Annotated in this window: 12 protein-coding genes; 11 read left to right on the forward strand and 1 reads right to left on the reverse strand. The window is 63.0% G+C overall.

Going from position 1 to position 13,855, the window contains the following annotated elements; translation table 11 throughout:
* Positions 1 to 83 precede the first annotated feature (83 nt).
* The 3 genes from dnaG (at position 84) to VGO04_RS25420 (ending at position 5,198) form a co-directional block, all read left to right on the forward strand.
* Positions 84 to 2,096 carry a DNA primase gene (dnaG, locus tag VGO04_RS25410; RefSeq protein ID WP_327498733.1) on the forward strand — a complete coding sequence of 671 codons (2,013 nt, stop codon included), beginning with the start codon at positions 84 to 86 and terminating at the stop codon, positions 2,094 to 2,096.
* A 75-nt stretch (positions 2,097 to 2,171) separates the two neighbouring features.
* The gene (locus tag VGO04_RS25415; RefSeq protein ID WP_327498734.1) at positions 2,172 to 3,098 is read left to right on the forward strand and encodes a M15 family metallopeptidase; all 927 of its coding nucleotides are present in this window, start codon (positions 2,172 to 2,174) and stop codon (positions 3,096 to 3,098) included.
* 48 nt (positions 3,099 to 3,146) lie between these two features.
* Positions 3,147 to 5,198 carry a C1 family peptidase gene (locus tag VGO04_RS25420; protein WP_327498735.1) on the forward strand — a complete coding sequence of 684 codons (2,052 nt, stop codon included), beginning with the start codon at positions 3,147 to 3,149 and terminating at the stop codon, positions 5,196 to 5,198.
* An 89-nt stretch (positions 5,199 to 5,287) separates the two neighbouring features.
* On the opposite strand, the gene VGO04_RS25425 is transcribed toward VGO04_RS25420, so the two are convergent.
* Entirely contained in the window at positions 5,288 to 6,127 is an 840-nt protein-coding gene (locus VGO04_RS25425) for a glycosyl transferase (protein ID WP_327498736.1), read from the reverse strand.
* Positions 6,128 to 6,380: 253 nt separating this feature from the next.
* Between VGO04_RS25425 and VGO04_RS25430 the strand changes: the two genes are divergently transcribed.
* From VGO04_RS25430 to tdh, 8 genes are all read left to right on the forward strand, one after another.
* Positions 6,381 to 6,959, forward strand: coding sequence for a hypothetical protein (locus tag VGO04_RS25430; RefSeq protein WP_327498737.1), 579 nt, complete (start codon positions 6,381 to 6,383; stop codon positions 6,957 to 6,959).
* Positions 6,947 to 7,588 (forward strand): hypothetical protein, encoded by a 642-nt coding sequence (locus tag VGO04_RS25435; protein WP_327498738.1) that lies wholly within the window; start codon positions 6,947 to 6,949, stop codon positions 7,586 to 7,588. The genes VGO04_RS25430 and VGO04_RS25435 overlap by 13 nt, the downstream gene beginning before the upstream one ends.
* Positions 7,589 to 7,603: 15 nt before the next feature.
* Positions 7,604 to 8,665 carry a hypothetical protein gene (locus VGO04_RS25440; protein WP_327498739.1) on the forward strand — a complete coding sequence of 354 codons (1,062 nt, stop codon included), beginning with the start codon at positions 7,604 to 7,606 and terminating at the stop codon, positions 8,663 to 8,665.
* A gap of 12 nt (positions 8,666 to 8,677) precedes the next feature.
* Complete coding sequence (locus VGO04_RS25445; protein WP_327498740.1) at positions 8,678 to 9,046, forward strand: hypothetical protein; 369 nt, start codon at positions 8,678 to 8,680, stop codon at positions 9,044 to 9,046.
* A 184-nt stretch (positions 9,047 to 9,230) separates the two neighbouring features.
* The gene (locus VGO04_RS25450; protein WP_327498741.1) at positions 9,231 to 9,599 is read left to right on the forward strand and encodes a hypothetical protein; all 369 of its coding nucleotides are present in this window, start codon (positions 9,231 to 9,233) and stop codon (positions 9,597 to 9,599) included.
* Between the two features lie 199 nt (positions 9,600 to 9,798).
* Positions 9,799 to 11,676: a DNA helicase RecQ gene (recQ, locus tag VGO04_RS25455; protein WP_327498742.1), complete on the forward strand. Its 1,878-nt coding sequence runs from the start codon at positions 9,799 to 9,801 to the stop codon at positions 11,674 to 11,676.
* A 315-nt stretch (positions 11,677 to 11,991) separates the two neighbouring features.
* On the forward strand, positions 11,992 to 13,179 hold the full coding sequence (locus VGO04_RS25460; RefSeq protein ID WP_327498743.1) for a glycine C-acetyltransferase: 1,188 nt from the start codon (positions 11,992 to 11,994) through the stop codon (positions 13,177 to 13,179).
* Positions 13,180 to 13,189: 10 nt separating this feature from the next.
* A partial coding sequence (tdh, locus tag VGO04_RS25465) for an L-threonine 3-dehydrogenase (protein ID WP_327495068.1) occupies positions 13,190 to 13,855 on the forward strand: 666 nt, incomplete at its 3' end.

The raw sequence follows: 13,855 nt of genomic DNA on the forward strand, positions 1-13,855 counted from the left end.
GCTGTGAATAGCGTGCAAGCCGGATCACTCTTGTGGCGTCTTACGCCGTTGCCGCCTATATGGAGGATCGACCAGAGGTTTCCATGCGCTTTTCACCATCCTTTCTTGACGAGATACGCGACCGCGTGCCGATTTCGGACGTGATCGCCAAGCGCGTCACCTGGGATCGGCGCAAGACAAATGTCTCGCGCGGCGACTATTGGGCTTGCTGCCCCTTCCACGGCGAGAAGTCGCCGAGCTTTCACTGCGAGGACAGGAAGGGCCGCTATCATTGCTTCGGCTGCGGCGTTTCGGGCGACCATTTCCGCTTCCTCACCGACCTTGAAGGACTGAGCTTTCCGGAAGCGGTGCAGCAGATCGCCGACATGGCGGGCGTTGCCATGCCGCAGCCCGATCCGCAGGCCGAACGACGCGAGAAGGAGCGCACCAGCCTTCTCGACGTCATGGAATTGGCGACGGCGTTTTTCGAGGACCAGCTCCAGACCGCAAACGGCGCCAAGGCGCGCGCCTATCTGCGCGAGCGCGGCCTGACGGGACGCACGATCGAGACCTTCCGCCTGGGTTTTGCGCCCGACAGCCGGAATGCCTTGAAGGAATTTCTTGCCGGCAAGGGTATCGCAAAGGAGCAGATCGAGGCTTGCGGGCTCGTCGTGCACGGTCCTGATGTGCCGGTATCCTACGACCGTTTCCGCGACCGGATCATGTTCCCGATCCTGTCGTCGCGCGAAAAGGTCATTGCCTTTGGCGGTCGCGCCATGTCGCCGGACGCGCCGGCCAAATACCTGAACTCGAACGAGACCGAGCTCTTCCACAAGGGCAACGTGCTCTACAATTTCGCCCGCGCCCGGCGCGCTTCGCAAGGCGCGAGCCGCCTCGGTGACGTTGGGCCGGATGATGCCGCAGGGACGATCATCGCCGTCGAAGGCTACATGGACGTGATTGCCCTGCATCAGGCGGGCGTCGAAAACGCGGTGGCACCGCTCGGCACGGCACTGACTGAAAACCAGCTTGACCTCTTGTGGAAGATGACGTCGCAGCCGGTGCTCTGCTTCGACGGCGACGGTGCCGGCATTCGTGCCGCCAACCGCGGCGTCGACCTGGCGCTGCCGCACCTGAAGCCCGGCCGTTCGGTGCGTTTCGCCATGCTGCCTGACGGCAAGGATCCGGACGATCTGGTGCGCCACGAGGGCCGCGCGCCCTTCGACAAGGTGCTCGCCAACGCGCGCTCGCTTGCCGACATGGTCTGGCAGCGCGAGATCCAGGGTGGGGCATTCGACACGCCGGAAAAGCGCGCCGAACTCGAGGCAAAGCTCAAGCAGGTGACATCCGTCATCGCCGACGAGAGTGTGCGCCGCCACTATGGCCAGGACATGCGCGACCGGCTGAATGCCTTCTTGCAAGCGTCCGGTTCAGGGCGGGGCGAACGCCGCCCGTTCGAGCGCGGCGGCCGGCAGGGCGGTGGCCCGCGCGGCGCCGCCGGGCCACGCGGCCCGAACGCCGGCGGACCGACCGCCATTTCCGACCGGCTGGCCCGCTCCTCGCTCGTCAGCGGACAGCAGGTCGTGCCGCTCCTGCGCGAGAGTGTTCTCGCGCTCACCATCGTCAACCACCCGCAGCTGCTGTTTGACGAGTACGACGAGATCTCGACGATCGAGTTCGACCACCGCGAGCTGCAACGCTGCTGGGCGGCCGTGCTGAATGCCGCCGCCGCGCATGGGCCGCGTCTCACTCGTGAAGGCCTGGTCGAGCAACTCGGTGCCGAGGGGTTTGCCGCGCTGATCGGCGCGCTTGACCAGCAGATCCGTTATGCGCGGCTCTGGACCGCGACGACGTCGGCGGCACCGGAGGACGCACGCGAGGGTTACCTGCAGGCGCTGGCGCTGCATCAGCGATCGAAGGCCCTCAACTGGCAACGGCGGGAGCTCGAGCGCGAGCTGGCGCATGCGACGGAAGAAGGCGATCTCGAAGCGGTGCCGCAACTGCTGCGCACGCTCCAGGAAGTCCAGCTTGAGGTGACGCGGCTTGAGAACCAGGAAGCGATCATCGAGGGGTTCGGCGTGCTGTCCGGTCGCGTGAAGGGACCCGCGGCGCGCTAGCGGAGATTGGTCGCGCAAATGCGTCGTCCCTATCCCCTTGTCTGCAAACGCGATTGTCTTTTAAATAATTTGTAGTTGCAAATCCGGCGACTTCTCCATTTAATCTTTGCCCTGATGTTCCGGGTGAGAGGGGGAATGGCGATGGCATTTACACTTTCTCGTGGTGGCAACAACGTTCCGGCCGAAGTGCAGCGCTGGCAGTACTTTCTACTGCGACGCGGCATCTCGCAGGTCGGGCGCGTCGACGCAGACTTCGGATCGAAATCGGAGGAGGCGACGCGGATATTCCAACTCCAGCAGCAGCTTCCGACACACGGTAAAGTTGATTCTGCAACTTTAAACGCCGCAAGCCAGTACGGCTATACGATCCTCGACAGCGGATACTACGCGGCGCGCTCCGGGGCAGGCTGGCCTGCCCCGCCGGGCGATCTGTCGTCACCCGGTTCAGCTTGGCGCAACACGAAGTTTTCGTGCTTTCGGTTCGTGCAAAAGCAGAACGCCTATCGCGACCGCCCGGAGAGGATCGTCATCAAGGGCAGTTGCGACGGCGCGGCCGCCGACTGGACGCAGGCCAACATCGTCGATCTGAACAGCAGCCTGTTTTCGCATGCCGATGGGTATCGCGGATACTTCCGGGTGCACCGCGAGGCGCGAGACGCCCTCGACGCACTGCTGCACCAATGGCAGTCCGACGACCTCTTGCACCTGGTGATCAGCTTTGCCGGAGCCTTCGACCCTCGCTACATCTTCGGTCACAATCCGGGCAACGCCGCTCAACCCGAACTCAAAAGCACGGATGCGAGCAAGCTTTCCAACCACGCTTTCGGCTCCGCCTTCGACATCAACGCCACATGGAACTGGATCGGCGATGTTCCGGCTTTCTGCGGTCGCAAGGGGTCCGTCCGCGAGCTCGTGGCTTCCGCCAATGCCGCAGGTTTCTATTGGGGTGGCCACTTCGGTGGCGGTCGTGTCGATGGCATGCATTTCGAGCTGGCCCGTTGAACCTAGTCGCTCGGGCAGTTGTGGCAGTCGCGTTTTGGGGAGGGGACCATGGCGAAACAGACAACGGGAAAGAGGCAGAAGACCACGACAAGCCCGGAGGCTGCGGTGGTGCAGGGGGTAGAGACCGACGAGGCTCAAAATATCGTCGGTGAAGGTCAGGCGGCGGTGGCTGAAAGTCCCGCACCCGCAGACACATCCGTTGCCCTGATCGGCGGTGATCGGGGAATACGCATAGGCAACAGAACGTTCAAGCTTGAGGAAGCCAAGTTTGCCGGCCGCACCTTGAATGTTCTTCCTGATCTTCCAGACATTCGCGATCGGTACTACAACCCGATGCTTCGTGCACTTCCGGGCAGTGTCTATCCATCGATCGCCTTTCCCGTTCGCGACCAGGGGGCGTCGTCTGCCTGTACCGGATTTGCCCTGGCGCATGTCATCGACATCCTGACCCACCGGGAAGTGCTTGCGGCTCAACCCACACGCGTCAGCGCGCGAATGCTCTACGAGATGGCCAAGCGCAACGACGAGTGGGCCGGAACCGCCTATGAGGGGTCGAGCCCCCGAGGTGCGCTGAGCGGCTTCTACCGGAACGGCGTTTGCCGGCAGGCGTTTTCTCCCGACAGTACCAGCGGCGAGTGGATCCTCACCTACGAGATCAACAAGGATGCGCGCGAGAACCGGCTGGGGGCCTACTATCGGCTGCAGCCCGATTTGTCCGACTATCATGCCGCCCTCAACGAGGTCGGAGCGATCTATGCCTCGGCGCAGATCCATGAAAACTGGAAGGATCCGAAGGACGGTCAGATCGTGCCCGGTGGGCAACCCATCGGCGGACATGCGTTTGCGATCGTCGGCTATGATGCTGAAGGCTTCTGGATCCTGAATTCCTGGGGCCGGGGATGGGGCAAGGACGGCGTCGCCCATTGGCGATATGAAGACTGGGCGGCGACGCTTATGGACGCCTGGGTGCTCCAGCTTGGGGTGCGGGCGCCGACCGCATTCAGCGCCGTGCCGCGAGGAGCGCCGTCGTCCGCAGCGACGCCGCAAACGCGCTCGGCGCCCAACAGAAGCGATATCGTCGGCCATTTCATCAACATCGACGATGGGCGCTATGTCACGAATGGGCGCTACGCGTCGCCCACGCCGACCGAAATGCAGGAGTCGGTCAAGCGGTTGACGAGTGGTGAAGCGAACAATGGAGCGGGGTTCGCGCACCTGGTAATTTATGCGCACGGCGGTCTCAATTCTCTGGACGACGAGGCGAGCCGGATCGCAACCTGGAAGAGGCACGATATCTTCGGGCGAAACGGCATCTACAATTTTCATCTGATGTGGGGCTCCGGTCTGCTCGATGAAGCGTTCGGTCCGCTTTCCCAGAGCCAGGCGGGGCGGGCGACAGGCTGGATCGGTGACCTGTTGTTCGAGACCGGGTTGGGTAAGGCGCTTGGCAGCCGGGCTTGGCGGAACATGAAACAGGACGCCAATGCCGCGTTCGACCGCCACGGGCCATACAACGGCGGCACCTTTGGCTTGCGTCCCCTGATCGAGGGTCTGTCCAAGGCGAAGAAGCGGCCAAAGATCCATCTGGTCGGGCACAGCGCCGGCTCCATCGTGCTCGGTGAGCTGTTGGCTAACCTGGATCAGTTCGCGTCAAGCAATCTGGACATCGAGAGCATCCATCTCATGGCCCCTGCGTGTACGACCGATTTCTTTGCAACACGCTACGAACCTTTTCTTTCAGGGACAGGCGCGTGGAAGCTGAACGGCAAGATCTACCTGTATGAGATGAGCGATGCGCTCGAGCAGGCAGACACAGTGGGCGTTGCGGGACTGCCGGGGTATGGCCGCTCGCTGCTTTATCTCGTCTCACGCGCCTATGAGGACGCTGCAAACACACCGCTTGCGGGGATGGCAATCTACTCAGGGAAGCTTCCACAGTCGGCGGCGCTTGCGATCGATCGCTCTGTCAACAAAGCCACGGCGTCCACCACGCACGGCGGCTTCGACAATGATGCCGTGACGATGTCCACCATCATGGAACGCGTTCTGGGCCACAAGCCACCCAAGCCGCCGACAGCCGAGGAAATGGTGGGATACTAGAGCATCCGGCTTTCCCGGCATCGCCGGAGGCGCAAAGATGCTCTCTGCTCGGGCCGAGCGACGCAAACCATGGGGCGACAAAACACCGGTTACTCGCGCCAGTGTTCGGCCACCCAGGGCGCAGGGCGGATATAGTGGCGCAGGTAGCGGATCGGGTTCTTTTCGCGGCGGTCGCCGTTGAAGAGCCGGCGGATGTGGCCAAGCGGCGTGTCGACGCGGCCGCGCCAGCCGTACTGTCCGTCGATCGCGTGCTGCGGCAGCAGGCTGCGCGGGAAGAGCACGATGCGCGCATCGGCCGGCAGCCGCGGCGCCAGGAAATAGTTCAGCGGGAAGGTCCAATGACAGTCCTGGCGGAAGTGCAGGACCCAGCGTCTCGGAAACAGCTTTATCCCGCCCGGCGCATTGCGGGTCACGAAACGCTGCTCGAAGCGGTATTCGTCGGCGATCGCCTGCGGGTTGGCGCCAAATTTCTGCTGCAGCGGCACGAGCTTGCCCACGGGGAAGCGCAGGACGGAGGTCTGGCCAAGGCGCTCGAAGGGTGTCGTCTGGTTCTGGGCCAGGACCACGTCGTCGGGCTCTCCGAACTCGAAGAAGTCGTCGAGCGATCCGACGATGACGATGTCGAGATCGAGAAACAGAACCGGCCCCTTCAGGTTGCCGAGCTTCGGCCCCCAGAGCCGCGATTTCTGCCAGATGCCTGGCGTGTTCGTGGGCATGTCCGCGATGTCGAGCGGCGGCAGGTCCTCACACAGGATGTTCGGATTGAGCCCGTCGCGATTGTCGGTAAAGCAGGTGAAGGTGAAGGGCGGGGTGATGTTGCGCGCCACCATGGCATAGAGCCGGTTGATGAACGGTGCGCCGTACTTGGTTCCCCAACTGATGCAGATGACCTGCTTGACGCCGCCGCTCGCCGTCAGAACGTTTGCCATGGTGACTTCCCGATTTTGGACATCACTAAAGTACGATAGCATATTAAAGGCTAGGCTTATCACAGAATATCCTTATTGAATCTGTCGGTTATCCCCTGGAACCGGGTACAGGCGTCGGCTCGCCTGGCGCGCGTCCGCGCATTGGGTGCTGCAGATATTCAGCGCTACTCCGCCGGGACGCGCCGCTTGATACGGTCGTTGACTCTCCGCCTGTTCGGCGCACAATCTCCAGCGGTACTGGGGAGCGCCTGACATGCTCGCGCCGATGCCCAACAAACAACCTTTACAGCCGACACAGCCCTGCGTGGTCTGCCGCGAGCCGATCGCCGTTGGTGCAAAAAAGTGTATCCACTGCAGCTCCTTTCAGAACCGCGCGATCAACAGCCTGACGACCTGGAGCTCTATCCTTGCCGCACCTCTGGCTCTTGTGCCGCTCGCCGGCATCGCGGCAGCCCTTTGGGCGCTGACGCCCGTTGGCAGCAAGGGCGAAATCGAAATGCAGCTGGTCAGCTGCAAGCGCGACGCGGTGCAGGCTGCCTTTATCAACTCCGGCAGAAGTCCGGCCATGGTGACGGCGAGTTCGCTTGAACTCTTGCGCGACGGCAAACCGGTAAAATTCGAGACCCGCGCGGACCCACCATCGATCAAGGTGATCAACCCCAATGAGGTGGCGTATACGGTCACGTACAGACCGTACCGCGACAATACGCCGACTGTTTTCATTCCTGCCAACAGCGAGGTCAAAGGCTGCATCTATCGCGTCACCGCCAGCTGGAAGGACTTTGAGGGCACGAAAAAAAGCATAGTGGGAGAATGCGGATGTTCCGACTGAACGCCACCGTTGCGGCCGCCGGCCTCCTGCTGCTTGCCGGGCAGACGACGTTGCGGGCCGATGAAATCGCGCTGTTCGACTACCGAGGCGAAGCCGTAAAATTCGATCAGGTTGTCGGGCTGCTCGGCGAGCGGCTTGCCAATCTGCAGCCGGAAATCTTTCAGGATCCCAAATCCATACCAACCGACGCCAAGCGCCTGGAGAGTTTCAAGGTCAGCCGGCACGGGGCGGACACGCTTGCCAATACCAACCAGGCGCTCCAGTGGATCAACGATCAGGGCGATGTCTTGGGGGTCCTGCAGGGCACGATCCTGTCCGACCCGGGCGCTGCCGCACTGGTTTTCAGCCGGTTCACTCTGCCGGACAAGATCCCGAACTACGCTTCGCAAGTGATCACCATCAAATCGGAGATCAACGGCGACGAATTCGCAAACAATCGCGACGGGCATATGCTGATGCTGCTCTATTGCCTGCTTCAGGATGCGCGCCGAAACAAGCTGGATAGCGCCTATATCAACGCGATCGCCAGCGCCGCACACAACACGCTTGGAAATCTCTCGCGGCGCGCGAACGGTGTTCTGCCTGCGGACCTGAAGGCGATTGAAGACGATGTGAACGCGAGCCGTTGAAGCGCGAGGCCGTCGATGAAAACCCATCTTCGCTGCTTTCTGACAGCCATACTGGCTTTCCTGCTGTCGTCGGCCTGTCTGCGGGCGGAGCCCTTGCGCGTCTTCGTGTCCCAGTTCACCGGACCCGGCGGCGTGGGGCAGAGCATGATGACCACGCTCTATTTCGAGCTGCTCAAGTCTTTCGACCGGCAGGGTGAGAAGGGGGTGTGGGTGCTTTACGGCAAGGTGCCCCTGGAAAATGGGACGTATAGGGCAGCAATCGCGAGAGCGTCGCTGCCTTCCGCACGCGCCGATGTGGTGGTCTGGGGCAACGTGACACCCTATGGACAGGATCTGGTTGTGCAGTCGTACCTCGCTGTAACCCCGATCGCCGACGAGCGCAGCGTCCGGCCGGAGCTGTGGCGTGTGGAGCGTGAAACGGCGCGTGGCAGGCTTGCCGTGGAATTGGGGCTGCCCAGTCGCTTCTACGATTTCGAGCCCTTCAGGGTTCCGGCGAACCTGGTGCAGAAGTATGACAGCCCGGCGGGTGTGCCGATCTATAGCGAGGCGCAGGGCGGCAAGCGGCTGGGGCACATCACCGATGCTTTCACCTTCAGCGTCGTTCAAGAGAACGCCATCCGGGTCCGGGCGCTGGACGGCAAACTGGCCGGCTGGATCCACCTGACGGACCTCTATCGCTCAGACCTCCAGGCAAACGAGTTTTGCCAATCGCTGCTCAGATACATGCGCGGCGATTGGGAAGGGGCAAGGGCAGCGCTCGATGCGTTTTCCAGACGAAGCGACTTGCCGAGCGCCATTCGTATCGACAGCCTGATCCTGCTCGGCGTGACAGAGGAAAAGCAGGGCGTCTCCGGCCTTCCAGCATTCGAGCAGGCCTTCGCGCTCAATCCTTTCGACCGCGCCAGCGCGCAATATCTGATCCTCGGACGCCTGAGCGAAATGCAGCGCCGCGGTGCGGGGGAAGGCGCGTCGGCCATGCGACAGTCCACCGCCGAGTTCATCAAGGTTTCCCAGGAATTGTTTCCGCCTGAGGATGCTTGGCTGAGGTCAGCCCAGCAATTTCTATCGGCTGAATGAAGGAGGGGTGTCATGCCGCGACGTCGCAAAGCGGTGCTCGCAATCCTTGTCGCGCTTTACGCAACGCCAGTGCTGGCGGGAGATCTGGTCGGCAACGTTGCCGCGCTGGCGCCCGAGACCAAGAGTTTCCTTGTCCGCGCGCTGATCGACGAGCATGTTCTGGCGGCCGAAGTAAACGCGAATGACAACGAGCAGATCGCAACCGCCGTCGCGGACTATTACCTCAAGCACAAAGACGAATTCCGGCGGGATGGCGACGAGACCACGACTGTGGATATGGTCATCTGCTTGCTCGCCGAGCGGGGCCATGCTGTTGGGCAGCTCATGAACGGAAGTTTGCGCGGGTTTTGTCAGGATAATCTGAAATCGGCGCTGCGTTAGCTTGCGCGAGCGCTCGTCCTTGTGGAGCGAGCGAAAGACGTTCGGTTGGCGATCCGATGGCGTGGCGCGGGAGAAGGGCATTGGTCATGCACCAGTCCGCCGCCGCCTTCGTCACGGGGGTGCCTGGGTATGCTTGGCTGCTGTCGGCCCGGCAGTTTCTATCGGCAGAATGAAGGAGGGTGTCATGCAGCGACGTCGCAAAGCAGTCCTCGCAATCCTTGTCGCGCTTTATGCGGCGCCGGTGCTGGCAGGAGGTCCGATCGGCAGCGTTGCCGCGCTCGCACCCGAAACCAAGAGTTTCCTCGTCCGCGCTCTGATCAACGAGCATGTTCTGGCGCCGGAAGTAAACGCAGACGACAACGAGCGGATCGCAGCCGCCGTCGCAGAGTATTACTGGGCCCATAAAGACGAATTCCGGCGGGAAGCCGACGAAACCACGACCGTGGATATGGTCATCTGCTCGCTCACCGAGCGCGGCTATGCCGTCGGCTTGCTCATGAACGAAGGTTTGCGCGGGTTCTGTCAGGACAATCTGAAACCGGCATCGCGTTAGCTTGCACGACCATTCGTCCTTGTCGGGCGTTCGGCTGATGATCGGAAGGCGCGGTGCTGGAAAGGCTGGCGCGCCGGAGCGAAAACGCCGGTCGTTTGCCCGATTGTCCGGCGCTCCCTCTTCAATTGCCCTGACGGCTATGGCATTGCCAGCGCAACTGGCGATGATGGGCGATGCGTGATTCCGCAAAGGAGATGTGATGGCGTTCGGCGAAGGGACGAGACACTCGGGCAGCGCCGTCAGCCGACTGTTCGACGCGGGTGGCGCGGCACCGCTCGATGTGCTGAAGCGGGTCTATGGCTATTCGGCCTTTCGCGGCAAGCAGCAGGCGGTGGTCGAGCATGTAACGGCGGGCGGCGACGCCGTCGTGTTGTTTCCGACAGGCGCGGGCAAGTCGCTCTGTTTCCAGATCCCGGCGCTCTGCCGCCCGGGGCTCGGCGTCGTCGTGTCGCCACTGATTGCGCTGATGCGCGACCAGGTCGAAGCGCTGAAGCAGCTTGGCGTCAACGCCGCGGCGCTCAATTCGTCGCTGACCCGCGAAGAGGCGATTGCCGTGCGGCGACAGATCCACGACGGCACGCTCGACCTTCTCTACGTGACGCCGGAGCGCACCGTCACCGATGGCTTTGCCGACCTCATCGGCAATGCCCGAATCTCGCTGTTTGCGATCGACGAGGCCCATTGCGTTTCGCAATGGGGGCATGATTTCCGCCCGGAGTATCGCGCGTTGGGGCTGCTGGCGGAGCGTTACCCCGGCGTGCCGCGCATCGCGTTGACGGCGACGGCCGACCCGCACACCCGCGACGATATCATCGAGCGCTTGGCGCTGAACGAAGCCGAGGTCTTCACCACCAGCTTCGACCGGCCGAACATCGCCTATGAGATCGTCGAGCGCGACCAGCCGCGCCAGCAGTTGCTGCGGTTCCTCTCGCGCTTCAAGGGAGCCTCCGGCATCGTCTACTGCCTGTCGCGCGCCAAGGTCGATGACACCGCCGAGTGGCTGAACGGGCAGGGCATCCGGGCGCTGCCCTACCACGCCGGCATGGACCGGGCGGTCAGAGACAAGCACCAGGACGCATTTTTGAAGGAGGAGAGCCTCTGCCTCGTGGCGACCGTCGCCTTCGGCATGGGCATCGACAAGCCGGATGTGCGCTATGTCGCCCATCTCGACCTGCCGGGATCGGTGGAGGCCTACTACCAGGAGACCGGGCGCGCGGGCCGTGACGGCCAGCCGTCGGAGGTCTGGATGGCCTATGGCATGGCCGACGTCCTGCAGCGGCGCCGGATGATCGACGAGGGCGGTGCCGCAGACGAGATCAAGCGCATCGAGCGCTCCAAGCTCAATGCGCTCTTGGCGATCTGCGAGACGGCGGGCTGCCGCCGCCAGGCGATCCTGGCGCATTTCGGCGAGGCTCATCCTGGGCGCTGCGGTCATTGCGACACCTGCCTGAAGCCGGTCGAGACGTGGGATGGCACCGAGGCTGCCATCAAGGCGCTTGCCGCCGTCTATCGCACCGGCGAACGCTTCGGCACAGGTCACGTTGTCGATGTGCTGATGGGGACCGTCAACGAAAAGACCGAGCGTTTCGGCCACGTCGATATCCCGGTCTTCGGCGCCGGCAAGGACTTGCCGGCCAGAACCTGGCAGTCGGTCTTCCGGCAATTGCTGGCCGCCGGTCTCGTCAGCGTCGATCACACGGCCTTCGGCGCGATCAAGCTCGAACCGGAAGCACGCGCCGTCTTCAAGCGCGAACGCCAGGTGCTTTTCCGCAAGGACCGACCGACGTCGGGCAAGGCCGCGCGGGGCGCAAAATCCGGCGCGCAACGCGAACGCGCCGATCTTGCCGGCTCCGATCTCGAACTGTTCGAACTTTTGCGCGCCGAGCGCTTTTCGATCGCCAAGGAGCTGAACGTACCGCCCTATGTCGTCTTCCCGGATGCGACGCTGATCGCGCTCGCCAAGGAACGCCCCCGCGGCTTCGACGAACTGCTCGACATTCCCGGCATCGGCGAAAGCAAGCGCGAGCGTTATGGCGAGGCGTTTCTGGCGGTCATCGACGGGTACGTGGAGGGGTAAGGGCCGCTCGTGTTCGCCAGCTTCTGTGTGGGGGCAGCTGAAGAAGCTTGCATTTCTGCGTCGTCGCGCGCCGACACCTTGAGCGGTCTCTCGCGCCGCGTTGACGGTGTGAGAAATTACTAGTGCCGGGTTCGAGGTCGGACAGAAAATGTCCCTCAGGGCATCCGGAGCGACACAATCCATCCCCTCAACGTCTCGCTGTGAAATGCCCTGTCGTTTTTGCGCGCGCCTCGGCGGAGCGCGGGAATTTGCTGCAAGTCAAAAGCCGTCATGGTACTCGTCATGCACGCGACATTTTCTTTGAGCGAGAGCGCCATGACCTCAGCCTTCCTGTCCCACCTTCGCACCGAACTTGAGGGCCTGAAGTCATCAGGTCTCTACAAGTCCGAGCGTGTCATCACCTCCAAACAGGCGGGCGAGATTGCGGTCGCCTCGGGCGAGCGGGTGCTCAACTTCTGCGCCAACAACTATCTCGGCCTGGCCGACAACGCGGAGCTGGCTGAAGCCGGCAAGCAGGCGCTCGACCGTTACGGCTACGGCATGGCGTCGGTGCGCTTCATCTGCGGCACGCAGGAGGAGCACAAACAGCTTGAGGCGCGCATTTCGTCGTTCCTCGGGCTGCAAGACACCATCCTCTATTCCTCCTGTTTCGACGCCAATGGCGGCCTGTTCGAGACGCTGCTCGGCGAAGAGGACGCGATCATCTCCGACGCCTTGAACCATGCCTCGATCATTGACGGCGTGCGGCTGTCGAAGGCCAAGCGCTTCCGCTATGCCAACAACGACATGGCAGCACTGGAAGAGGAGCTGAAGAAGGCCGAGGGTTGCCGCTTCAAGCTGATCGCCACCGACGGCGTGTTTTCGATGGACGGCATCATCGCCAACCTGCAAGGGGTCTGCGATCTCGCCGACAAGTATGGCGCGATGGTCATGGTCGACGACAGCCATGCGGTCGGCTTCGTCGGCAGGAATGGCCGCGGTTCGGCCGAACACTGTGGCGTCGAGGGTCGGATCGACATCATCACCGGCACGCTCGGCAAGGCGCTCGGCGGCGCGTCGGGCGGTTACACCTCGGGCAAGGCCGAGGTCGTCGAGTGGCTGCGCCAGCGCTCGCGGCCCTATCTGTTCTCCAACACGCTGGCGCCGGTGATTGCGGCCGCCTCGCTCAAGGTCTTCGACCTGATCGACAACGGCGACGCGCTGCGCGAGCGGCTCTATGCCAATGCCAATCTGTTCCGCAGCGAGATGTCGAAGCTCGGCTTTACGCTCGCCGGCGAGGGCCACCCGATCATTCCGGTGATGCTCGGCGATGCCGCACTCGCCCAGGAGATGGCGGCGCGCATGTTGAAGAAGGGCGTCTACGTCATCGGCTTCTCCTTCCCGGTGGTGCCGAAGGGCCAGGCGCGCATCCGCACGCAGATGTCGGCGGCCCATAGTGAAGCCGACGTGCGCCGGGCAATCGCCGCCTTCGAAGAGGTCGGCCGCGACCTTGGCGTGATCTGAGGAGAGACTGATGACGAACATGATGAAGGCGCTGGTCAAGTCGAAGGCGGAAGTCGGGCTTTGGATGGAGCGCGTGCCGGTGCCGGAGATCGGCCCCAACGACGTGCTGATCAAGGTGAAGAAGTCGGCGATCTGCGGCACAGACGTGCACATCTGGAACTGGGACCAGTGGGCCCAAAAAACAATTCCGGTGCCGATGGTCGTCGGCCACGAGTTCATGGGCGAGATCGCCGAGGTCGGCTCGGCCGTCACCAAGTATCATGTCGGCGAGCGCGTCTCGGGCGAGGGGCACATCGTCTGCGGCAAGTGCCGCAACTGCCGCGCCGGCCGCGGGCACCTCTGCCGCAACACGCTTGGCGTCGGCGTCAACCGGCCGGGCTCGTTCGGCGAGTTCGTCTGCCTGCCGGAATACAACGTCGTGCCGATCCCCGAGGACGTGCCCGATGAGGTGGCGGCGATCTTCGATCCGTTCGGCAATGCCGTGCACACTGCCCTTTCCTTCGATCTCGTCGGCGAGGACGTGCTTGTGACCGGCGCCGGCCCGATCGGCATCATGGGGGCGATGGTTGCCAAGCGTTCGGGTGCGCGCAAGGTGGTCATCACCGACATCAACCCGACGCGGCTGGCGCTCGCCAAGAGCGTCGGCATCGACCATGTCGTCGATGCGTCGAAGGAG

Origin of the sequence: Ensifer sp. (genome assembly GCF_035999185.1) — a bacterium.
Lineage (GTDB): Bacteria > Pseudomonadota > Alphaproteobacteria > Rhizobiales > Rhizobiaceae > Ensifer.

Coding starts and splice junctions, on each gene's coding strand:
- VGO04_RS25425 (WP_327498736.1), bottom strand. CDS start 6,127: ATGGCAAACGTTCTGACGGCGAGCGGCGGCGTCAAGCAGGTCATCTGC.
- VGO04_RS25460 (WP_327498743.1), top strand. CDS start 11,992: ATGACCTCAGCCTTCCTGTCCCACCTTCGCACCGAACTTGAGGGCCTG.
- recQ (WP_327498742.1), top strand. CDS start 9,799: ATGGCGTTCGGCGAAGGGACGAGACACTCGGGCAGCGCCGTCAGCCGA.
- VGO04_RS25420 (WP_327498735.1), top strand. CDS start 3,147: ATGGCGAAACAGACAACGGGAAAGAGGCAGAAGACCACGACAAGCCCG.
- dnaG (WP_327498733.1), top strand. CDS start 84: ATGCGCTTTTCACCATCCTTTCTTGACGAGATACGCGACCGCGTGCCG.
- VGO04_RS25440 (WP_327498739.1), top strand. CDS start 7,604: ATGAAAACCCATCTTCGCTGCTTTCTGACAGCCATACTGGCTTTCCTG.
- VGO04_RS25445 (WP_327498740.1), top strand. CDS start 8,678: ATGCCGCGACGTCGCAAAGCGGTGCTCGCAATCCTTGTCGCGCTTTAC.
- VGO04_RS25430 (WP_327498737.1), top strand. CDS start 6,381: ATGCTCGCGCCGATGCCCAACAAACAACCTTTACAGCCGACACAGCCC.
- VGO04_RS25450 (WP_327498741.1), top strand. CDS start 9,231: ATGCAGCGACGTCGCAAAGCAGTCCTCGCAATCCTTGTCGCGCTTTAT.
- VGO04_RS25435 (WP_327498738.1), top strand. CDS start 6,947: ATGTTCCGACTGAACGCCACCGTTGCGGCCGCCGGCCTCCTGCTGCTT.